Source organism: Nostoc sp. (assembly GCF_036916655.1).
Classification (GTDB): Bacteria; Cyanobacteriota; Cyanobacteriia; order Cyanobacteriales; family Nostocaceae; genus Nostoc.
In genome coordinates this window covers 34,923-57,467 of the sequence record NZ_JBALFY010000022.1, presented here as the reverse complement: position 1 = coordinate 57,467, position 22,545 = coordinate 34,923, and the positions used below count along the sequence as shown (strand labels likewise).

Sequence of the window (22,545 nt, the reverse complement as noted above, 5' to 3'; positions counted from 1 at the left end):
TGTTTCCCTTACTCAACATTGCCATAATTAACACCCTCTCATTTTTTGGTGATTTATGGGTGAATTGTCGCAGATGAAGTTGCTAAAGGTAGTGTAAACCAAAAAGTTAATCCCCGCTTGCGGTTACTAATAACACCAATGTTGCCGCCATGCGCCTTAATAATTTTCCGACAAAGATACATTTTTAAGCCAATGCTTGTAGAGCAACAGTCTTGGGGATCGCGGACATGGAGATCGAAGAGGCGATCGCACTCTAGTTTACTCATTACTACACCGTCATCTTGAATCTGAGTGCGAATCATTCCCGCCTCAACGGTGGCACTGAGGGTAAGGTTTAATCCTGGTGGATTATTGTGCAAGCTATGTGTGATTAAATTTATCAAAACTTTTTGCAACTTAGTCCCATCTGCCATTACTAACGGTAAATCGGCAGGAACCAAGTTCTTCAGAGTCGCTTGATTTTGTGTCAGCATTGGTTCCAACTGGGCAAATGTTCCTCCCAGTATGGTGCTAAGTTGCACGGGTTCGTGTTTGATTTCAATACCCTGTTTTTCACAGGAATTAATTTCTAGCAATGAGTTAATCATTGTTAGTTGGCGATCGTTGCCTTGAACCATCCGCTCGATAATTGAGCGAGATATTGGGATTGGGGATTGGGGATTGGGGATTGAGGAAGGTGGGGTCCCCTCTGAGGATAAGGGGTAATGGGGATTGAGAAGAGACAAGGGAGAGACATCTTCAATAACTCGTCCTTGTGCCCTTTTTACCTGCTCCCCAGTCCCTAGCCCCCAGCCCCCAGCCCCTACTCCCTGATTTAACAAATTCTTTAATACCATCAAGTTACCCATTACCGAAGTTCGTAAATCGTGGGCAACAGTATGCAAAACAACATCTTTGACGCGATGCAAGTTTTCAACTTCTTGCATTTTCTGTTGCAATTGTGCTGTTCGTTCTTCTACTTGGTGTTCTAAATTAGTGTTAAGTTCTGCTAATTTTTGGTATATCTGGCTTTGGTGAATGGCGATCGCTACCTGTTCTGACATCTGCTGTAACAAATCAATTTCTATTGGCTGCCAATGACGTGAACCGGAGCATTGATTGGCAATTAAGGCCCCAAATAATTCGTCACCTAGCATAATTGGTATAGCCAGACTAGCTTTCGTTTGGAATTTCTCGCAGTGTGCTTTGACTTTCGGAGATATGGTTAGTTGCGTTATGTCTTCAACGACACGCACGAAATTATCTTTTAGTAAGTTTCGCAATTCTTGTAGATAAGCTTCGTCATTAGTAGACCAACCTGAGACTGATGGATACTTGGGATCTACTGATTCGGCAAGAGTTCTGATTCCCAAGTTGGCATTGTTTAAAGCAATAAAAACTCGATCTGCTTGCAAAAATTGCCTGACTTCCGTCACGGTGGTTTGCAGAATTTCTTCTAAGTTAAGGGAAGACCGAATTCGCACCAGGGTTTCTGCCAACAAGCGATCGCGTTGGGCACAAAGGCGTAATTGTGCTTCTACCTGTTTGCGTTCTGTAATGTCGTGATGCACTGCTAAAATGCAGGAAATGCCATTTAAATCAATGACTTCGGCTGAAAGCAGCGCTGTAATTATCTCGCCGGACTTTTGCCGAAATTCAATTTCCAAGTTCCGAGCCACTCCTGTAGTTTGCAACTCTTGTACTAAGTTTTGGCGATCGCGATCGTGTACCCAAAGATTTAACTCAAAAGCAGTTTTACCAATCGCCTCATCTCGTTCATAACCTGAGAGTTCCACAAAACTGTCGTTAACTTCGATGAAACGTCCTTCTTGGAGCGTGCTAATGGTAATTGAATCGGGGCTACAACTAAAAGCTTTGGCAAATTTTTGAGCAAGATTTTGTAAAGCGACTTCTCCTTGTTTCCGATCTGTGATATCTCGAACAATTGCTAAGACTTCATCTTGACCACTTACTACCAACCGCGCCTCATAATCTCTGATTCCCAAAGGCGTTGGTAGTTTATATTCACAAGTTTGTAAAGTTCCAGAATCTAAAGTTTTAGCAATGGCTACTTGGCTAATAGCTGCAACATCACTAGGCAATAACTCTTCCAAATGTTTGCCAACTATTTCTTCTCGCGAAAGAGTGACATTTGCTCCGTCATTTTTCAAATCTAGATACTCGCCATCACGGCTGATACGAAACATCAAATCAGGGATAGCATCTAAAATGGCTTGATAGCGCGCCTCACTCGCTTGCAATTTTTCTTGGGCTTGTTTTTGCTCTGTAATATCCATAACTAAGCCATTCCAAAGCAAATTGCCTGCTTCTTGTAGTATGGGTTGCGAAGTAACTTGAATCCATTTAAGTTTTCCACTAGGTGTAACGATCTGACCTTCCCAATACAAAGGTTTACCAGTGGTGCGACAAACAGTAATAGATTCTACAAAAGCTTGTATATCCTGTGGATGAATCAGTCTATATAGCACCTGATAGTCTGCCTGTATAGCTTCTGGTTCTAATTCATACAAATATTTACAACCAGAACTAATATAAGGGATAAATATAGAACCATCCTGCCGTTGCAGAATTTGAAAAATTATCCCCGGTAAATTGGCAGCAGTTGTTTCCAAGAGAGTGATCTTCTCTGGTGAAAAATCTGCTTTATGCGGTGATTTTACAGTTTCATCCACTCTTAGACCCTTTGATATATAAGCAATTGGCATAATATTCAAGGCAATCATAGCCATTGTGAAAGTTTTTTAGCTGTCGGCAAGATCACTAACAGCAAAAAAAAGTGGCTCTACTTTCAGAGTAGTTCTGGATGTTGCGATCGCATACACCCAATCGGGTGAACCATTTGTCAGGGTTAGAATCAGTTCAGTTGTAGTCGTTAGGCAAGTTGCTTTACATCTGTGGAAAACTTGTGGAAAAACTCTGATATTTTTCCACAAGGTAATTATACTTAATTAAGTTTAACCAGGAAAATACGAAGTTTTCCACAGTTTTTTCCACAATTTCAGTTAAATTTAATCAATTTTTATACGTTACTTAATATTCTTGACTAATTCTTGACTAATTCTTGAGCCATCTAGACAAATGATTCAGAGTGCGGGTTGTGGAAAACTTGATCTATTTTTATGATGGTTTTCGGGAACGGCTAGTGATATTGATGCGATCGCTCAGTTGGCGTAGGGTTTGTGCTAGAGTGCGATCGCTCTGGTGAAGTTGGGTAATTTTCTCACAACTGTAAATCACCGTTGTATGGTCTTTACCACCAAATTCCTCGCCAATTCTCGGCAAACTCAAGGATGTATGTTGACGCATTAAATACATCCCTATTTGACGCGCCCAGCTAATCTCTCTTCGGCGCGAGTTTCCTTTAAGGTCGTCTATTAAAACATCAAAATTATCCGCCACAACCTTTAAAATCGCTTCTGGGGTAGCTGCCATTTTTTCATTAGGCGGTTCTAAAACTGGTGTAATATTTTCTACCGTCATCGGTAAGCCCCAAATAGAAATATAAGCCACCGCCCGAATTAAAGCTCCTTCTAATTCTCGAATATTAGAAGTATAGTTAGAAGCAATATACTCAATCACATCGCGGGGAAGCAGAATATTTTCATCTTCAGCTTTTTTCTGCAAAATTGCCATTCTCGTTTCTAAATCCGGCTTTTGGATATCCGCGATTAACCCCATAGAAAACCGAGAACAAAGACGTTCTTGTAAACTAGGAATCTGGTTAGGAGGACGGTCAGAAGCAATGACAACTTGTTTTCCAGCCTCATGTAAAGTATTAAAAGTATAAAAAAATTCTTCTTGAGTGTATTCTTTTCCTTCTAAAAACTGAATATCATCAACTAATAAAAGATCCGCGGCTCGGTAATGCTCTCGGAAACTCTGCATACTATCCTTCCGAATCGCTGTAATTAAATCATTAGTAAACTGCTCAGTAGAAACATAAAATATTTTACAATCAGGACAAATTTCCCAGCGATAATGACCAATAGCCTGCATGAGATGAGTTTTGCCCAAACCGACGCCACCGCATAAAAACAAAGGATTGAACTCTTTCCCTGGAGATTCTGCAACTGCCAAAGAAGCTGCGTGAGCCATCCGATTGTTAGCACCAACTACAAATCTGGAAAAGACATATTTAGAGTTTAGTTCAGTAGTTTTATGATTGTGATTAGGAACAGCTTCAGAAATAGTATTGGGATTTGGTGATTCCCAAGAAACCTCTCGTTCACTAAAATGAGAAACTTCTTCACCTTGAGCAACAGTAATGTAAATTCCTACCGGATGACCGAGAATATCTTGTACTACATGAGCAATGGTATTGATGTAATACTTCTGCAACCAATTACGAGCAAATGGGTTAGGAGTGCGAATAACCAAGCAATTATTTTCTAATCGCTCCGCACTAGCAGTTTTAATCCAAGTTTCAAAGGTAGGTCGGGATAATTCAAGCTTTAGGCGCTCTAGTACCTGACTCCACAGACTTTCTATGGGAATTTCCATTATCCACCACGTCACAATAGAAGAGAAAGCATCAATTTAGCATTGAGACACGCTAGACCTAAAATAAGCTTTTAAGTTGTAATCATTTTGGGACATACCCAGTAGGCAAGATCCTAACACCCACTGACTGACAAGGGAGAAGCAACGACACATGAAGACAACAAACCATCACTCAGCGCCCAAAAAGATAAATACCAGGTCTTTACCCCACAGATGGGGGGTAAATAATATTCTGGGAATGCTCTCATCCGGGGTAGCAGTGGTGTTCCTGGGGAGCTGCTCTCTTCTACCTGCTAAGACAATTGAGGCTCAACAAAACCAGACTCAAGCCCAAAAGACAATAGAACCCAATTCGGCAATTGTCCCCCCGCCGATTTTCTCTTCATCTGGAGATCCTAATTTTATAGTGAAAGTAGTGCAACAAGTGGGGCCTGCGGTAGTTCGCATTGATTCTTCTCGAACAATTACTTCTCGCGTACCAGACGAATTTAACAACGATCCATTTTTCCGGCGGTTTTTTGGAGAGGGAACCCCACAGGCTAGACAACGTGTAGAGCGGGGTAGTGGCTCTGGATTTATTATTAATTCTTCAGGTCAAATTGTCACCAATTCTCATGTAGTAGATGGTGCTGATAGAGTGACTGTCACACTTAAAGATGGCCGGACTTTTGATGGTAAAGTTTTGGGTGAAGATCCGGTAACGGATGTGGCTACGATTAAAATTGATGCGAATAATCTGCCAACTTTATCTGTGGGTAACTCCGACGCTTTGCAACCAGGAGAGGCTGTAATTGCCATCGGTAATCCATTAGGCTTGAATAATACCGTCACTTCTGGGATTATTAGTGCTACAGGTCGTTCTAGTAGCGACATCGGCGCTAGTGATAAGCGGGTTGATTACATCCAAACGGATGCTGCGATTAACCCTGGTAATTCTGGTGGCCCATTGCTCAATGCTCGTGGTCAAGTGATTGCGATGAACACAGCGATTATTCGAGGCGCTCAAGGTTTGGGATTTGCTATCCCCATTAACACTGTGCAAAGAATTGCCCAAGAATTAATCGCTACAGGTAAGGTGGATCATCCTTATTTGGGTGTTCAGATGGTGACATTGACACCAGAAAATAAAGAAAGAATCAAAAACGTCGCAGGCGATCGCTTAAATCTTACAGCAGATGAGGGCGTTTTGCTGGTAGAGATTGTGCCGCGATCGCCTGCATCTATAGCCGGACTACGAGTTGGTGATGTAATCAAAAGCATTAACAGCCAGCCTGTAACTAAAATTGAAGAAGTACAAAAGCTAGTAGAAAAGAGCAAAATCGGTACTAAATTACCAATAGAAGTAGAACGCAATGGCAAAATTGTCCAAGTAGGAGTCCAACCTGCTGCTTTGCCCGTAAGACGTGAAGGATGATGTTAGTCATTAGTCATTAGTCATTCGTCATTAGCCCAATTCCCAATGCCCAATGACCATTAATTAAAGGAGTTTTATCATGACTGAATTAGCGCCAATAATTCAATTAGGGAATCCAACATTACGCCAAAAAGCTGCTTGGGTTGAGAATATTCAAGATGAGCAAATCCAAAAATTAATTGAAGACTTAATCGCCACCGTGGCCAAGGCTAACGGCGTGGGAATTGCTGCGCCTCAAGTAGCACAATCCTATCGTTTATTTATCGTGGCTTCCCGTCCTAATGCCAGGTATCCCCACGCCCCAGAAATGGAACCTACAGCCATGATTAATCCCAAAATCATTGCCCATTCAACTGAAGTTGTCAAAGATTGGGAAGGTTGTTTAAGTGTTCCTGGAATTAGGGGGTTAGTTCCTCGGTATAAATCTATTGAAATGGAATACACTGACTCTCAAGGCAATTTACAAAAACAAGAATTAACCGATTTTATCGCTCGGATTTTTCAACACGAGTACGATCATCTTGACGGGATCGTATTTGTAGATCGCCTAGAAAATACTCTCGATATGATTACTGAGCAGGAATATCAACAACGAGTAGTTAACAAATAAATGAGAGTGAGGACAATACGGTTAGGTTAAGGTTTTCTGATGAAAATTTTAGATTGCTAAAGATACTAGAAATCATCACAAAGACGCGATAAATCGCCGTCTCTACAATAACCAGTTTTTTGTAGAGACGGCGATTCATCGCGTTTCTGGCCTTAACCGAACAGTATTAGGTGTAGGAAGTGTTATGTTACAGCAGTTTTCATGTATTTAAAACTGGTATTACGAATTATTTAAATGTGTGATTCACAAACTCGCTCGTCTCGCCACAATTGATATAGCCGCGTTGCTGGCATTGTCATATATAAAACGTCACCATCACTGAGATTGGTTTCTAACAAATCCCAGCCATGAAGGGTTTGGTGATTAGTTTCTACGTACAAAGGTACACAGTCAGCAGACATGGCTACATCTTTCACCCACTGACCACAAAAGGCGTGTGAAGCTGTAATCACAGTGGCAAAAGCCACCCAAAGACTATCTGCTGTGATGCCATTGCCGAGGATGCGTCCCCCTAGTGCAGCAGCAGCAAAAGCTGGGGCTGCTAGTTCAGCCGGACTCAGTACGGCCTCGAAGCCAAATAGCTGTTGCGCTATGCCAGCAAAATCGGGATCGGCATAATGAACAATCACTGGAATGCTGGGTGTCAAACCTTTGGCTTTGAGGGCAATTTCTAGATTGGTAGCATCATTACTAGTCACAGCTAGCACTGCGGCGGCAGATTCTATATTGCTGGCTTTGAGTATTGTACGAAAGCTAGCATCGCCCTGAATCACGGGAATACCCAGTTCGCGGGCGGTGTTGATATATTTACTGTTGGAGTCGGGTTCAACTACTACAACTTCATGTCCGCTGGCGTGGAGTTGCTGGACAATTCTCACGCCAATGCCACTCAAGCCACAGACAATGTAGTGCGATCGCTGGGGAATTCGGGCTGCATCCCAAAATTGCTTAAAGCGGCTTCCTAAGACAAAATCGGTGAGCATGGCATACCAAATACCAATCACCACTGCTCCAACCAGCATCATCACAACAGTAAATAACTTAATACTGTTAGGAGCATTCTCTACTACTTTATCATTACCACCAGCTCCGGTAATCATGCCTACAGAAAAATATAGAGCATCAACAGGAGACAAACTCAACTCAGCCGACATATAGGTGAATGTAGCGATCGCAATCACCGCCAATAGTGCAATCGCACCCAGCACTACCGATCGCCCGTGTTCTTGAAACTGCCTAAAATTAGTCATAACTTTCAGCAGTTTTCTAATCAACGATCGCCGGGGAGAACGGATGCGGGGTTGAGTGCCTATAATTATGCGATCGCCTACTTGGATTTCTTGTCCAGAGATGACAGCTGACACCAAATCCATCTCGCCTTTGACTGGCAAATAATAAATTAGCATCCGCGATCGGTCTTCCCACAATTCACTCAGCTTTCGACCCTTCCAGAAGTGATTTTCATCAATGTATTCTTCGTGAATTGGCCAATTTTGCTGAAATAATTTGATTTGTCCGATCGCTCGGTTTCCCATTGCTGCAAAGGTGAATACGGGTGCTGCTAATCCGACAACACTCATACTCAAATGGTCTGGCAAACTTTGATCTAAGCGCTCTCCTAAATTTGTATTATAAAAACGGTTGATAATCCGAATCTGGGGATTCAGTACCCGCGCCTGCATCATAATAGACAAATTCAAAGCATCTTTAGATCCAGCGATTACTATAGTATGTGCCTGTTCAATTCCTGCTGCTGTTAGGGTAGAAGCTGCTTGTAAATCGCCAACAATCACATCTCCTGCCGTTTCGCCAGGGATAGATTGATGATGAATACCAACAACGAAGGCTCCCTGATGTCTCAGCAGACGAAAGGTTTTATATCCGGTACGTCCTAAGCCACAAACAATAATTCGGGGTTTCATGAAACGGCAGCATCTTTCTACAGGTAGGGCTGCATTTCTAGTTATTTACGAATATTGTTGCCTACTTTCTTAGAATATAACTGTAGCTGACAACACGATTGCTTGAAAAAGGGACTGGGGATTGGGGACTGGGGATTGGGGATTGGGAATTGGGAATTGGGGACTGGGATTATAAAGGTATAAAGATAAGAGCAAAAGGTTTTAATTTTTCTTTCTGTCTCCCTAAACAAAATTCAGAATTCAGAATTCAGAATTCAGAATTCTTCACTTATTGTTTTTATATCTTCCTTTTTTCTAATCACACTTTTGCATGAGATACCAAGTTGGCGGTAGCCTCCACAGTGACGATCCCACTTATGTTGTGCGTCAGTCAGACGAAAAGCTTTATACCAGTCTAAAAGGTGGTGATTTTTGCTATGTCTTTAACTCTCGCCAAATGGGTAAGTCATCGCTACTACAGCGAATAAGTCGTCGTCTCAAGTCAGAAGGCTATAAATGTGTTTACCTAGATGTAACTCAATTGGGTAGTGAGGATACCACATCAGCACAATGGTATAAAGGAATCATTGTTAGCATGTTCTACGGGTTAAATCTGGCGGAACACGTCAACTTTAAGCAATGGTGGGATATACAAGTAGGTCTTTCTCCTGTACAAAAACTACACCAGTTTGTTGAAGAAGTTTTGCTGCCAAATGTCAAGAGCGATTTTGAAACAGACGGCAAAGCCAAAGGCATTTTCATTTTCATTGATGAAATTGATAGTTTGCTGAGTTTGAATTTTCCGGTCAATGACTTTTTTGCCTGGATTCGTCATTGCTACAATCAGCAAGCACACGACCCAAATTTTCAACGCCTGGGATTTGCATTGTTTGGAGTAGCTAGTCCATCTGACCTAATTGCTGACAAACGCCGGACACCTTTTAATATTGGGACGGCTATAGAGTTATACGGCTTTCGATTGCCTGAAGCTAGCCCATTGCTAAATGGGTTAAAGGAGGCAATCAGTCAACCAGAAGTGGTGCTGCAAGAGGTGATTTACTGGACAGGGGGACAACCGTTTCTCACTCAAAAACTCTGCCAGTTGGTTCTCCAAACTGCCTCAAACTCATCAGATCGGAAAATTGTTTTATCGCCAAAAACTGAGGCGTATTGGGTAGAAGAATTGGTGCGATCGCACATTATTCAACACTGGGAATCACAAGATGAACCCGAACACCTCCGCACTATTCGCGATCGCTTACTTTTCAACCAACAACAAGCCGGACGATTGTTGAGTCTTTATCAACAGGTATTGCAAGCAGAGGAAATCGAGGACAAGGGGACGCCGGGATGGGGAGATGCAAAAAATAAAGACACTAACGACTCCTTACATCCTCTACCTCCAATATCCCCCGTGCCTATTGATGATAGTCGAGAACAAACGGAGCTTTTACTATCGGGATTGGTTGAGAAATACAATGGCTATCTCAGAATTAAAAATCCGATCTACCGCAGTATTTTTAATTCCGAATGGGTGTTAAGACAGTTGGACAATCTGCGTCCTTATTCACAGCCATTCAATGCTTGGGTAGCATCAGATTTTCAAGATGAGTCACGCCTGCTAAGGGGAAATGCCTTACAAGAGGTATTGGATTGGACTCAGCGTAAAAGTCTCAGCGATTTAGACTATCGATTTTTAGCAGCTAGCCAGGAATTGGAACGTCGAGAATTCCAACAAAAATTAGAAGTAGAACGGCTGAAAGAAACCGAGGCGAGATTGGCAAGTGAACAAAAAAGCGCCCGCCATCAGCAACGACTACTAATAGGGGTAAGTATAGCTCTAGTAGCAGCTATTATCCTGGGGATCGCAACCCTCTATGCCGATCGACAAGCATCATTGAGTGAGGTACGGGCGATCGCAGCTGCCTCCAATGGTAGTTTTAATTCTAATCAACGCTTAGATGCACTGGTACAAGCAATCCAAGCTAGACGGAAATTTCAACAGCTCGATCTGCAAAATTTTGCAGATGCCAATGCTCTGGATCTCCAAACCGACAAAGTGTTACAACAAGCTGTCTACGGTGCTGATGAATTCAACCACCTGTCAGGGCATCAAGGGATTGTCTTAGGGGTTGATTTTAGCCCCGATGGTCAGTGGATTGTCTCATCTAGCATCGATCGCACAGTCAAGCTGTGGAAGCGGGATGGAACACTAGTAAAAACATTACCACATACTGCAACCATCCAAAGTGTCCGTTTTAGCCCAGACAGCCAGCTGATAGTGGCTGCCGGTATTGATGGCGCTATCCGTCTTTGGACGATTGATGGTAAATTATTAACTATTCTCAAAGGGCATAAATCTGCGGTGTGGCGAGTTGCTTTTAGCCCAGATGGAAAAACTATCGCTTCTGCCAGTGGCGATTTTAGCGTTAAGCTTTGGCAACTAGATGGCACTTTAATTAGAACTATTAAACATGAACGTGGTGTATGGGGAATTGCTTTTAGCCTCGATGGTCAAACCCTCGCTTCTAGTATGGTAGGCGGCACGAATCAGCTGTGGCGATTGGATGGAACACTAATCAAAACATTCACAGCCGGAAAGGCAACTGTTTGGAGTGTAGCTTTTAGCCCTGATGGACAAACTTTAGTATCTGGCGGTGCAGATAAGATGGTGCGATTGTGGAATCGAGAAGGCACTCTCCTGAGAACTTTTAAAGGACACAACGCTGAAATATTTAGTGTAGCCTTTAGCCCTGATGGACAGACCATTGCTTCTGGTGGCGCTGATAAAACCGTGAGACTCTGGCGGGTAGATGGTACTCTATTAAGAACTTTGCAGGGGCATACCGCAAATGTTCAAACCGTCGCCTTCAGTCCTGACGGAGAAACCGTCGCCTCTGCCAGTCACGATAACACTGTCAAACTCTGGAGAGTCCACTCACCCTTAGTTAAGCTACTCAATGGTCATCAAGAAATGGTCTGGCGGGTGGCATTTAGCCCTGATGGGCAACGCCTAGCCTCTGTTGCTGGCAAAGAAGTCAAACTCTGGAAACGCGATGGTTCTTTAGCTAAAACTATTGTTGAAGACGATTCCCGAATGCTTAGTCTCGCCTTTAGCCCCGATGGTCGGACTTTAGCGATCGTTGGTTCTAAGGGTGTTGTGAGACTATGGGAACTAGACCGCAATCAGCGAACCATTTTGAAGGGGCCAGGTATCGGTCTTTTAGGGGTTAGCTATAGTCCAGATGGTAATCGGCTAGTGACTGTGGGTTTTGATTACAAACTGAGACTCTGGCAACGCGATTCTAATGGAGAGTTCCAATTGCACCAAGATATCCAGGCGCATACAGGCCGAATTTGGGACATTGTTTATAGTCAAGATGGGCAGTTTATCGCCTCTGCCAGTGCTGATGGCACTGTTAAACTTTGGACTTCAGAAAATCGCGAACGCCTCTTAGAGAAACCCAATCGCATCTTAGAAGGGCACAAGAGTGAAGTTTTTGGAGTTGCCATTAGCCCCAATAATCAATTTATTGCCTCCGCTGGTGGAGATGGTTGTCTGCGACTTTGGAAACGCGATGGCACTCTTGTGAGAATTTTTGATGGTAAAAGTATTGGTTTAACGAGAGTAGCATTTAGTCCAGATGGTAAAATGTTGGCGGCGGCAGGTTTTGACAATACGATCAAAATCTGGAAGATCGATGGTAGTTTGCTTGTCACCCTGAATGGACATACTTCTAATGTGAGCAGTGTTGCCTTTAGCCCCGATGGCAAAACCCTCGCCTCTGGTGGAGATGACCAACTTGTGATTTTATGGGATCTACAACAAATTTTCCATCTCAACTTGCTGAAATATAGTTGTGAGTGGGTTCAAGATTATTTAAAAACTAATATGACAGTGGAAAAGAGCGATCGCTCTCTTTGCAATCACTAACAAAACTTCCACAAAAATTTTAACTAATTTATGGAAAACACTGTAGGGGTAATTCATAAATTACCCCTACAGGTGGGATAAAGCATTGTACAATGCCAAACAAGAGGGGGGCGATCGCTATTATAATGAGTGAAATATTCTTTATGGTAATACCTTCATCTTCGGCATTACTACACCAGCAACAATTTTAGCGCCGTTTCTTCTAAGATTATTTCTAGAGCTTTTTTAGCACTAGCTGTCTTAATAAAATTTTGTTCTCTATCTGTAAGATAATAACTAATTAATTTAAATTCACTCAGACAATCTTCTATAAATAAAATGGTAGCAATCCAGATAATACTCAACCTCAAATCTCCAAAATCATAGGTTATTTAAGTAGAGTTGCTTTTTATCACAGGAAATTAAACAATATGTTGAAAAATTACTTTTAGTAAATCTCCTTGTGTAAAAGGCTTAGTTAAATAGCCTGATGCTCTGACCATCTTAGCTTTAGCTCTATCTATAAATCCTACTTTTTCTGACACCAGAATCACAGGTGTATTCTTAAAGTGCGAGTGTTTACGCAGTAAAGAACAGAGTTCATATCCGTCTAAATTAGGCATCGAAATATCCAACAAAATTATATCGGGTTTTATACGGACAATCTGCATTAAAGCTTTTAACGAATCGGTAACTCCCATAACAGAAAATGTTTGCTCATCTAAATAACTTTTAATAGCATTCATGACTGTAGGATTGTCATCAATACAAAAGATTGTGTAGATTTTTTTGTCAGCAGGCGGTTGAATAATTTGCTGACCCCTGTATTCATTACTCCTAATAGAGTAGGCTGCTGGTTTATAGCTGTTTATTTCAGGCAATTTTGGTGTAGTTTTGGCTTTAGATTGTAGCTCATTTATTTGGAAAAATTGTGAGGGATGCGATTGAGAACTTGGTGATGTTTGACGATAAGCTACTTCTCTACGAGAGTCTTGGTCAAAGCTTTGGGGTGTTAGACATTGTTCAACTAGTAAGCGGAGATTTAGATGACAAAACTTTGGCATATCATCCAGAAAGCTTTCAGGAATAAATTCATAACTCCCCTCCTCTAAGTTCAGAAATGACTCCAGAACTTCTAGCGCCAATTGCTCTATCAGCATTGCTGCTTGAGCAGGACTGATATATTTCTGATTGACTAACCAACAAATAGCTAAATAATCTGGATTCGGTATTGCCTGATTTTCAATACCAGTTTCAAATATCGCCCGCAATTGGTCTTTGATTCCGTGAGGGAGAGTAGAAATTTCCTGACTCAAGCACTGCAAATTTCTGTAAAGCGGCTCAAACATTTTCTCTGAGTAGCAAGCATAAATTAGTTTACCCTCATCTACATATATTGACCAAGAGCCTGATGTACTAAACACCTGCAAACAACCAGTAACCGACTTACCAGTGATTTTTTTTAACAACGGTAGGGGCTGAAGCTTTTGGAAAAATCTGTATCTACTAATCGGAAGTGTCTTCATTGGAATTGCTTTGGAATAAAATTAATATTTGCAGGCGAAATTAGTGAATAACCTTTTCGGAATTCACTGCGACTTTGTTAGAAGCACTATCAGATAAATATAGTGGTCACATTAGAGTTAGTACAGAGATTCCACACCCCCCAACTCTTAATTTACCAATCTCTGTTAAGCTATAATCCGCGAGTTACAACTAAACCAATTTATGCTACTGACCAATAGCAAAATTGCCCGACTAGTTGCCAGGATATAGTATTTCAAAAATTAGATTGGTTTTCTGTATCTTTAGCTAATCTAGCCAATCTAACAGTAACTCAAGTGCCACCTATACACAATTGGCTCTCGCCCATCAGTCACAAAAGCATCATTGCTATCCGTATTTTGCAGCCTAAAATTACAGATACTTTAGTTCTCTTGCAAAATTTCTTTTGCTCACAATACTAAAATCTAAAGTAACCCAAATCTACTGTCATATAGACGTAAATGTTACTAAATCAAGGCTTTTAGGCATTCAGTCCGCACTGATGAACTATGTTTTTGCAGTCGTGACGAAAGTGGTAGGGTACTTTTTTAAGAAGTTTATTCTTGAGGGAAACTCCTTCTAGAGAAAAAGTATGATTAAAAACTAAGCATTCAAAAAACTCAATATCTTACTTAGGTTGGTGATTGTAGAGCAACTCTTAATGTTGGGATTGGGCAAAATTATCGCACAACAAGAATGGTAAACCTCCGGCCAAGGATGAGTTAGCTGATAATTGTCGCCATGATGGTGTGTAGTGAGATGCACAGGCAGACAAATCAGCAGAAGGGAATCTCTTCATAAGTACTGCAAACGGGTTCTAATGTTGTGTGGGGCTGGGGCTAAATAGTCACCTGCACAATTTAGAGTGACAAATTCAAGAATTTACAGCGAAATTCTTCATTGGTAGTAAATACCTGCAAAATAGCTGTTTTCAACTAGATGGTAGATAACAAGCAAAGTACTCACTAAAATTCAGGTTACTATAATTTTCAAAAAAAGTTAGCAGAAATATATAAACTTCATGATAAATCGGTAAAGCAAACATGAAAACTAATTAATAGCATCTTCCAGAAAATTGTCATAAATATTTATTTGTTCGGATGTTCGGAAAGGTTGAAAATGTACAGTGAAAGATAATTATATAAGAGTCCGATTTGTTTTTTGAAATACACGTAGCGTATGAAAACTTAAAATAGTGCATTAGACGTAGGTTGGGTGGAGCGGAGCGCAACCCAACATATAGGACTCATATCTGATTTTTGAACAAGATTTCAGATAAAACCCTTATAAAACAGGCTTTTCAGTCTCAGTATATTTCAAAAACCAAATATGAGTCCTTCCTATATCAGGATGTTGGGTTACGCAAAGCCTCCACCCAACCTACAATTTTTTTATTGAAAATGTACAGTAAATGATAATTATAAATGCTTATTTAATTACACAATTACTCTAAATATTTTTGTTTTTCTACTTAAGATATATGTAGCAAAAAGACGCAAATAAATGATTTGCGTCTTTGGCGTGAGATTTATAATTAGACATTCTCACTGTTATATTTCTCCATCGACTTAAACTTTTTCCCGCCAACACCAGGTTAAAAGCGTACCAGATGCTACCAGCTTAACTACTTCCAGTAGCCAATAACTGCCGTGCAGTAAATTCATTGTCGATGGAATAGCAGCAGCAGCTTCAAATAGGTTGAGTTGAACTCCTATGGCGCACATCTGCGGAGTTAAGAAATAGGTGTCAAGCATAGCTATAGTTAGCAACAGCCCAGATAAAACAATACTGCCAATACGCCAGTGATATTGAGTTTTTCTTAAAGCTAGTGCCCCAGTCAATACGATCGCAGCAGATAATAACTCCATCCGATTGAAGTTCCAAAAAATCGTATAGCCTGCTGTCGTAAAACCAGCTTGGCTCATCATTCCAGAAAGATAAAGGCTAGGCATAATTACCCAGTCTAAGACTAGACTTGCACTGAGCCAAAAGCCCAAAGTCAATATGATTGCGGTTTGCCAAATTGGTCGTTTGAATTCAAGGTTAGAAATAGCAGTCATAAAATAATTGCGTGTGTTGTATTTCTTTAGTTTCTAACTTTACTCGCAGTTTGACAAGAAATATCAACTAACCTTTACAAAGCGATCGCTACTTAATTATGAACTCAATCCCAAGATTTTTTAAACTTAGTTGAGAAATATTAAGATTTTATAAAAAGTAATTTAAATAGATTTTGTCTGTTAGAAATACTCAATTTTTTATATCACAAGTAACTAAGCGATCGCACTCGCAAATTCCCACATCTAGTACGACAGTAAAATTGTCTATTTTAAACGCAGACATGATATAAAAACAGTGTGTTTCATTATGTCTGAGAGTGCGCCACCTGCGATCGCATATCCTGGTAGTAGTTTTCTATTTATGGCAATTAGTCGCAATCTTCTACCCGCGAACCATACCCGCAAAAGATAAAACAGGAGTCAACCCCTTCTCTGCGAGACGCTACGCGAACGCAGAATCCAAAATTACAATCCCCATAAATAAATTTAGGGGCTTGAAACTGACTCCTGAATTCTTTCTATAGAATATCTTGCTGTATAAAGTATCTATCTTTAGACAGATTATTTGCAGATGTCTGCTTATTCAGTACACTTCGCACGGTGGATTGACTTAAATATATTTACAGATGTTATGATTTGTATTATTGTAATGTTATGATTTGTGTTGTACTTTTCAGTTACCAAGTAGTAAATTGTTGCTATTGGTAACTGAAAAGGGTTAATTTAGCGATAATAAGGCAATTAAAGCAAACTGAGAACCCTCTAACAGACAGAACCATTCCTTAGAAAAGTTAAATTTTTGTTACAAAAGCCTTAGATATATCTAAACTCTGAATTTTCAGGAGTTACTGAGGTAGGGAGATAAATCACTGAGTATTAAATTAACTCAAACAAAAAGTTATTATACTTATGCTCCAAATGAAATGCAGTGAGTCATCTGTGTTTTTAGCCATTTTCTGGTTTAAGACTAATGCAAAAACACAGCGAGATTGGGATTAATCATGTTTGTGATATCAAATGTCAGTCTAGAGATAGACAATTATAAATAAGATGAGTAGTTTACTGAGATATGAGTTTTGTAAAATCTAACGATCGGAAAATTGCTAGAGACAAATATATTGGAGTTAATAGAAATTTAGTGAGCTTCCTAAAAGTCTACTGTTATTCCGAAACAAATAGAGTGTAAAAGATTTAGTAATATAAGGCTTTAGATTAGTGCTAAAAAACAGCGAACTAACAATTAATCAGGGTTCTAACCTCAAATTGAAACTTGGAGAACAACGATATCATCAGTTGTCTAGGCTAGAATTTTTGCGGAATCGGACAGTTGGAAAGCCACTATATTTAAATATAGTGGAATAAATCTGAATTCAGATTAATTTCCCCAATTTAAAGTCAATAACCCACAGAAAAAGCAGGCAATTACTATGCAATATATTGCTAGGGGGCTAATTGACTTGTTTTTGGTTATCCCGTATTAAAGGTTAACCAATTTACAGAATTTACTCAAATGAATGGTGTTGTTTAAAAACATTACCAGTCAGTCATAGAAGCTAGCTTTTTATTGAAAGCTAATTTTTTCCTGTCTTTTATCTGAAAAGGTAAAAATCATAGTTGCTTGCTGGCAGACATTAGGGTAAATCGCAATTATTACCGAAATCTCGCAATTTTTTAATTGGAATAAGGGCAACACAATGAATAAGGTTCAAGCATCATTTGAAGCTACGGAAGCTGCGTTTCACGTGCAAGGTTACGAAAAAATCGATTTTAGTCTTGTCTATGTGAACGGTGCGTTTGATATTGAAAACAGAGAAATTGCAGATAGCTACGCAAAATTTGGTCGCTGTCTGACTGTAATTGATGCCAATGTTCATGAGCTTTATGGCGATCAGATCAGGTCATATTTTAGACACTATGACATTGAACTGACGGTATTTCCGATCATCATTACAGAGCCAGCTAAAACCCTGGCAAGCTTTGAAAAAATCGTTGATGCTTTTTCGGACTTCGGCTTAGTTCGTAAAGAACCAGTCTTAGTTGTCGGTGGTGGTCTAGTTACTGATGTGGCTGGGTTTGCTTGCGCTTCCTACCGTCGCAAGAGCAACTATATTCGCATCCCTACCACGTTGATTGGTTTAATCGATGCAGGTGTGGCGATTAAGGTAGCAGTTAATCATCGCAAGTTGAAAAATCGCTTGGGAGCATATCATGCACCTTTGAAAGTGATCCTGGATTTCTCATTCTTGAAAACCTTGCCAACGGCTCAAGTTCGCAATGGGATGGCAGAGTTGGTGAAAATTGCGGTAGTTTCTAACTCCGAAGTCTTTGAACTGCTATACGAATATGGCGAAGAACTGCTGTCTACCCACTTTGGACACGTGAATGCGACACCAGAAATTAAAGAGATTGCCCATAAAGTCAACTACGAGGCAATCAAAACCATGTTGGAGTTAGAAACTCCTAACTTGCATGAAATAGACCTCGATCGCGTCATCGCCTACGGTCACACTTGGAGTCCTACCCTAGAATTAGCACCTCAGATACCCCTATATCATGGTCATGCGGTCAATATAGATATGGCTTTGTCTGCAACCATTGCAGCACAACGGGGCTATATCACCACAGGAGAGCGCGATCGCATCCTAGACTTGATGAGTCGTATCGGTTTATCACTCGATCATCCTCTACTAGATGGAGATTTGCTCTGGGATGCTACCCAGTCTATAAGCTTGACACGAGATGGTAAACAACGTGCAGCTATGCCTTCTCCGATTGGTGAGTGCTTCTTTGCCAACGATTTGACTCGTGAAGAACTTGATGCAGCCCTAGCTGAACACAAACGTCTTTGTGCTAAATACCCTCGTGGCGGAGAAGGTGTTGACGCATACATCGAAAGTCAAAAAGGCAAGCTAGTGGGGGTGTGAAGATATGACCAGTGTTTTAGGACGAGAAACAGCTAGACCGATAACGCCACATAGCATTTTAGTAGCCCAGCTACAGCAAACCCTCAAATTAGCAGAAGAGAACAACATTCCCGTAGAGATATTAGATTCTTTGCGGCAGGGAGTTCAATTAGCGGCGGGTTTAGATCCCTACTTAGATGATTACACCACGCCCGAATCGAGCGCATTGACAGCATTGGCGCAGAAAACTAGCAAAGAAGACTGGAGCAAACGCTTCAGCGATGGGGAAACAGTGCGTCAACTAGAGCAGGAAATGCTCTCAGGACATCTGGAAGGACAGACATTGAAAATGTTTGTCCATATCACCAAGGCAAAGCGCATTCTAGAAGTAGGAATGTTCACAGGGTATTCAGCTTTAGCAATGGCAGAAGCATTACCAAGTGATGGGCAACTGATCGGTTGCGAAGTAGATACCTACGTTGCTGAATTTGCTCAAGCTTGCTTTAGTGAGTCTCCCCACGGCGACAAAATTGTTGTGGAAGTAGCACCTGCCTTAGAGACACTCCACAAGCTAGCTGCCAGAAATGAAGTATTCGATCTAATCTTCATTGATGCGGATAAAAAAGAGTATGTAGATTACTTCCAGACCATTTTGGATAGTAACTTACTGACTCCCGACGGGTTCATTTGTGTGGATAACACATTGTTGCAGGGACAAGTTTACCTACCACCCGAACAACGTACTGTTAATGGTGAAGCGATCGCTCAGTTCAATCGTGTTGTCGCCGCCGATCCTCGTGTAGAGCAAGTTCTCTTACCCATCCGAGATGGTATAACCCTGATTAGACGCGTTGTGTAATCTACAAATGAGCAGAGAAGTTTAGACTTCAAAGGGATGAAGAAGATAAGAAGGAATAATTTCCGCTTACTTCCTCATCTCTTCTCAAGAAATTTTTGCGATCGTAGTAGGGAACTCCAAGAAATAAATTATTCCACTTTGTGGGGTGGGCATCTTGCCCGCCCAGTCTGTATGGCGGGCGAGACGCCCACCCCACAAGAACCCCACAAGAGTTAATTGAATATTTTTTTATTTGGAAGTCCTTTGTATAAAAATACAACGGTACTTAGGAAGATGAATCATGCCAGTACTTCGTATCCTTCATTTAGTTGGATCTGCATACAATGATTTTTACTGTCAGTTGTCACGCAATTACGCCCAAAGCTGTCTGGTAGCTACAGCAAATCCATCGCTCTATGACTTTCTGATTGCATACATCACACTTGATGGTCAATGGCGATTTCCTTCCTCTCTCAGTCCAGAAGATATTGCTGCCGCTAAACCGATGCCTCTATCAGATGCCATACAGTTTATAACAGCGCAAAACATTGACCTGATGTTGCCACAAATGTTTTGTCTCCCTGGAATGACTGACTACCGGGCATTATTCGACTTGCTTAAGATCCCTTATATAGGCAATACTCCAGATGTGATGGCAATCACGGCTCACAAAGCCAGAACTAAAGCAATTGTCGCAGCAGCAGGGGTGAAAGTACCTCGTGGAGAATTGCTCCGCCAAGGAGACGTTCCGACAATTACACCTCCAGTAGTCATCAAACCCGCAAATGCCGACAACTCTTTGGGAGTGTCCTTAGTCAAAGAAAAGAGTGAGTATGACGCTGCCTTGAAGAAAGCATTTGAATTTGCTTCGGAGGTGATTGTAGAAACATTCATTGAAGCCGGTCGAGAAGTCAGATGCGGCGCCATTGTCAAAGATGGGGAGCTAATTGGTTTACCCCTTGAAGAGTATCAAATAGACCCGCAAACCAGACCCATCCGCAGCTATACTGACAAATTCAAAATACCAATCGAGGGCGACTTAGCTTCAACTGCTAAAAATTATGTTCCAGGTTGGATTGTAGATATTAATGACCCGATTACCCAAAAGGTTCAGCAAGAAGTTAAGAAGTGTCATTTGGCTTTGGGCTGTCGCCATTATAGTTTATTTGACTTTCGGATCGACCCACAGGGACAACCTTGGTTTTTAGAAGCTGGATTATTTTGTATTTTTGACCACAACGCGGTGATTGCCTGTACGGCGAACGCAGCGGGAATTCCTTTAAATGAGTTATTTACAACGGCAATCAATGAAGCGTTGAGTATAATCTAATGTCACAATTACAACTATGAGGGAGAAGATTTTTGCAATATTCCAAAACTTGGGTACTCTTGCATTACTGGCGATCGCATTTCCCTTTAACTGCATCGTCGTACTAGCATTGCTACTGTGGAATTTTTTCAGCCGATCGAATGCTAATCTTGTGGTTTTGAACGAGAATCCTAAAAATATCTTGATCGGTGGCGGTAAAATGACCAAAACCCTTCAGCTGGCGCGATCGTTTCACGCTGCTGGGCATCGAGTCATTTTATTCGATCTCGAAAAATACTGGTTCAGTGGTTATCGATTTTCTAACTCTGTGGCTGGCTTTTACACGGTTCCTGACTCATACGAAGACAAAGATGGCTATACTCAAGCCGTGCGTGCGATCGCTAAAAAGGAAAACATAGACTTTTTTGTGCCGGTAGGTATTTTTGCTGCCAGCTACTTTGACTCGGAGCGCAAGCCAGTGTTATCAGGCTATTGTGAGAATTTCCACTTCGATGCTGATACAATGAGTATGCTCGATAACAAGTTTACCTTTGCGGAAATTGCCCGCTCACTGTCGCTATCTGTTGCAAAAACCTTCTTAATTACAGATTCCGAACAAGTTCTTAAATTCGACTTTACCAACGAAAAGCGCAAGTACATTCTCAAAAGTATTGTCTATGACTCTGTTTTACGCTTGGATCTAACTAAGCTACCAATGGATTCTCAAGGGAAAATGGCGCTTCATGTCAAAAGTAAGCCAATTAGTAAAGATAAGCCTTGGGTATTGCAAGAGTTTATTCCTGGAACAGAATACTGTACTCACAGCACAGTGAGAAATGGTGAATTAACGGTACACTGCTGCTGCAAATCATCTGCTTTTCAAGTCAATTACGAAAACGTCGATCGCCCAGAAATTAAAGAATGGGTGAGTCATTTTGTCAAAGAACTACAACTGACTGGACAAATTTCTTTTGACTTCATTCAGGCGGAAGATGGAACGGTTTATGCGATCGAGTGCAACGCCCGTACTCACTCTGCAATTACAATGTATTATAACCATCCAGGTTTAGCGGCTGCCTATCTTAGTAAAGAGCCTCCATCTGAACCTCTGCAACCTCGGAGTGATAGTAAGCCTATTTATTGGCTTTATCACGAACTTTGGCGACTTAATGAAATTAGATCGTTAAATCAGTTGCAAAAGTGGTTTAAAAATATTTGGCAAGGAAAGGATGCAATCTTTGAAGTCAACGACCCACTACCGTTTTTAATGGTACATCACTGGTACATTCCTTTACTATTACTCGATAGTTTGCGCTCCTTAAGAACTTGGGTGAGGATTGATTTTTGCATCGGCAAACTCATACAGTTTGGAGAAGACGTAAAATATAAAGCCTCTATCTCTGCAACCCCTGAGTGATACAGCAGTATGAGGTACAAAGTCACTGCTTTTGAGGCAGAAGGCAGAAGAATAATTTGATTTGTGAATTCTTTGTTCTGTACCTCATTTAGTTGCAAACTGCTGTAATAAGCCTATTTATTGGCTTGCTCACGA

Annotated in this window: 13 protein-coding genes; 7 read left to right on the top strand and 6 right to left on the bottom strand. The window is 41.1% G+C overall.

Annotated features, from left to right (window positions below):
* Nucleotides 1-53: 53 nt before the first annotated feature.
* Complete coding sequence (locus tag V7L31_RS05985; RefSeq protein WP_334695399.1) at nt 54-2,729, bottom strand: sensor histidine kinase; 2,676 nt, start codon at nt 2,727-2,729, stop codon at nt 54-56.
* 388 nt (nt 2,730-3,117) lie between these two features.
* Nucleotides 3,118-4,500, bottom strand: a complete 1,383-nt coding sequence (gene dnaA, locus V7L31_RS05980) for a chromosomal replication initiator protein DnaA (RefSeq protein WP_334695398.1) — start codon at nt 4,498-4,500, stop codon at nt 3,118-3,120.
* Between the two features lie 151 nt (nt 4,501-4,651).
* Here dnaA and V7L31_RS05975 point away from each other — a divergent pair, with 151 nt between their 5' ends.
* Both V7L31_RS05975 and def read left to right on the top strand, forming a co-directional pair.
* Nucleotides 4,652-5,914 (top strand): HhoA/HhoB/HtrA family serine endopeptidase, encoded by a 1,263-nt coding sequence (locus tag V7L31_RS05975; protein ID WP_334695397.1) that lies wholly within the window; start codon nt 4,652-4,654, stop codon nt 5,912-5,914.
* 79 nt (nt 5,915-5,993) lie between these two features.
* Nucleotides 5,994-6,524, top strand: coding sequence for a peptide deformylase (gene def / locus V7L31_RS05970; RefSeq protein WP_334695396.1), 531 nt, complete (start codon nt 5,994-5,996; stop codon nt 6,522-6,524).
* Between the two features lie 230 nt (nt 6,525-6,754).
* Here def and V7L31_RS05965 read toward each other — a convergent pair whose 3' ends face one another.
* A complete protein-coding gene (locus V7L31_RS05965; RefSeq protein ID WP_334695395.1) occupies nt 6,755-8,446 on the bottom strand; it encodes an NAD-binding protein in 1,692 nt (563 codons plus the stop codon).
* A 310-nt stretch (nt 8,447-8,756) separates the two neighbouring features.
* Between V7L31_RS05965 and V7L31_RS05960 the strand changes: the two genes are divergently transcribed.
* On the top strand, nt 8,757-12,359 hold the full coding sequence (locus V7L31_RS05960; protein ID WP_334695394.1) for an AAA-like domain-containing protein: 3,603 nt from the start codon (nt 8,757-8,759) through the stop codon (nt 12,357-12,359).
* 401 nt (nt 12,360-12,760) lie between these two features.
* Here V7L31_RS05960 and V7L31_RS05955 read toward each other — a convergent pair whose 3' ends face one another.
* From V7L31_RS05955 to V7L31_RS05945, 3 genes are all read right to left on the bottom strand, one after another.
* On the bottom strand, nt 12,761-13,864 hold the full coding sequence (locus V7L31_RS05955; RefSeq protein WP_334695393.1) for a response regulator: 1,104 nt from the start codon (nt 13,862-13,864) through the stop codon (nt 12,761-12,763).
* A gap of 677 nt (nt 13,865-14,541) precedes the next feature.
* Nucleotides 14,542-14,682 (bottom strand): hypothetical protein, encoded by a 141-nt coding sequence (locus V7L31_RS05950; protein ID WP_334695392.1) that lies wholly within the window; start codon nt 14,680-14,682, stop codon nt 14,542-14,544.
* A gap of 769 nt (nt 14,683-15,451) precedes the next feature.
* Complete coding sequence (locus tag V7L31_RS05945) at nt 15,452-15,943, bottom strand: hypothetical protein (RefSeq protein ID WP_334695391.1); 492 nt, start codon at nt 15,941-15,943, stop codon at nt 15,452-15,454.
* A gap of 1,694 nt (nt 15,944-17,637) precedes the next feature.
* Here V7L31_RS05945 and V7L31_RS05940 point away from each other — a divergent pair.
* The 4 genes from V7L31_RS05940 to V7L31_RS05925 all read left to right on the top strand — a co-directional run bounded on the left by V7L31_RS05940 (nt 17,638) and on the right by V7L31_RS05925 (nt 22,410).
* Nucleotides 17,638-18,867, top strand: coding sequence for a sedoheptulose 7-phosphate cyclase (locus V7L31_RS05940; RefSeq protein ID WP_334695390.1), 1,230 nt, complete (start codon nt 17,638-17,640; stop codon nt 18,865-18,867).
* Between the two features lie 4 nt (nt 18,868-18,871).
* Entirely contained in the window at nt 18,872-19,705 is an 834-nt protein-coding gene (locus V7L31_RS05935) for an O-methyltransferase (protein ID WP_334695389.1), read from the top strand.
* 280 nt (nt 19,706-19,985) lie between these two features.
* Nucleotides 19,986-21,014: a D-alanine--D-alanine ligase family protein gene (locus V7L31_RS05930; RefSeq protein ID WP_334695388.1), complete on the top strand. Its 1,029-nt coding sequence runs from the start codon at nt 19,986-19,988 to the stop codon at nt 21,012-21,014.
* A 16-nt stretch (nt 21,015-21,030) separates the two neighbouring features.
* On the top strand, nt 21,031-22,410 hold the full coding sequence (locus V7L31_RS05925; RefSeq protein WP_334695387.1) for an ATP-grasp enzyme: 1,380 nt from the start codon (nt 21,031-21,033) through the stop codon (nt 22,408-22,410).
* The last annotated feature ends 135 nt before the right edge of the window (nt 22,411-22,545 follow it).

What these genes read in the sequence shown, in the direction of transcription:
- V7L31_RS05945 (WP_334695391.1), bottom strand. Translation starts at nt 15,943, where the DNA reads ATGACTGCTATTTCTAACCTTGAATTCAAACGACCAATTTGGCAAACC.
- V7L31_RS05985 (WP_334695399.1), bottom strand. Translation starts at nt 2,729, where the DNA reads ATGGCTATGATTGCCTTGAATATTATGCCAATTGCTTATATATCAAAG.
- V7L31_RS05950 (WP_334695392.1), bottom strand. Translation starts at nt 14,682, where the DNA reads ATGAAGAGATTCCCTTCTGCTGATTTGTCTGCCTGTGCATCTCACTAC.
- V7L31_RS05975 (WP_334695397.1), top strand. Translation starts at nt 4,652, where the DNA reads ATGAAGACAACAAACCATCACTCAGCGCCCAAAAAGATAAATACCAGG.
- V7L31_RS05955 (WP_334695393.1), bottom strand. Translation starts at nt 13,864, where the DNA reads ATGAAGACACTTCCGATTAGTAGATACAGATTTTTCCAAAAGCTTCAG.
- def (WP_334695396.1), top strand. Translation starts at nt 5,994, where the DNA reads ATGACTGAATTAGCGCCAATAATTCAATTAGGGAATCCAACATTACGC.
- V7L31_RS05935 (WP_334695389.1), top strand. Translation starts at nt 18,872, where the DNA reads ATGACCAGTGTTTTAGGACGAGAAACAGCTAGACCGATAACGCCACAT.
- V7L31_RS05930 (WP_334695388.1), top strand. Translation starts at nt 19,986, where the DNA reads ATGCCAGTACTTCGTATCCTTCATTTAGTTGGATCTGCATACAATGAT.
- V7L31_RS05925 (WP_334695387.1), top strand. Translation starts at nt 21,031, where the DNA reads ATGAGGGAGAAGATTTTTGCAATATTCCAAAACTTGGGTACTCTTGCA.
- V7L31_RS05960 (WP_334695394.1), top strand. Translation starts at nt 8,757, where the DNA reads ATGAGATACCAAGTTGGCGGTAGCCTCCACAGTGACGATCCCACTTAT.
- dnaA (WP_334695398.1), bottom strand. Translation starts at nt 4,500, where the DNA reads ATGGAAATTCCCATAGAAAGTCTGTGGAGTCAGGTACTAGAGCGCCTA.
- V7L31_RS05940 (WP_334695390.1), top strand. Translation starts at nt 17,638, where the DNA reads ATGAATAAGGTTCAAGCATCATTTGAAGCTACGGAAGCTGCGTTTCAC.
- V7L31_RS05965 (WP_334695395.1), bottom strand. Translation starts at nt 8,446, where the DNA reads ATGAAACCCCGAATTATTGTTTGTGGCTTAGGACGTACCGGATATAAA.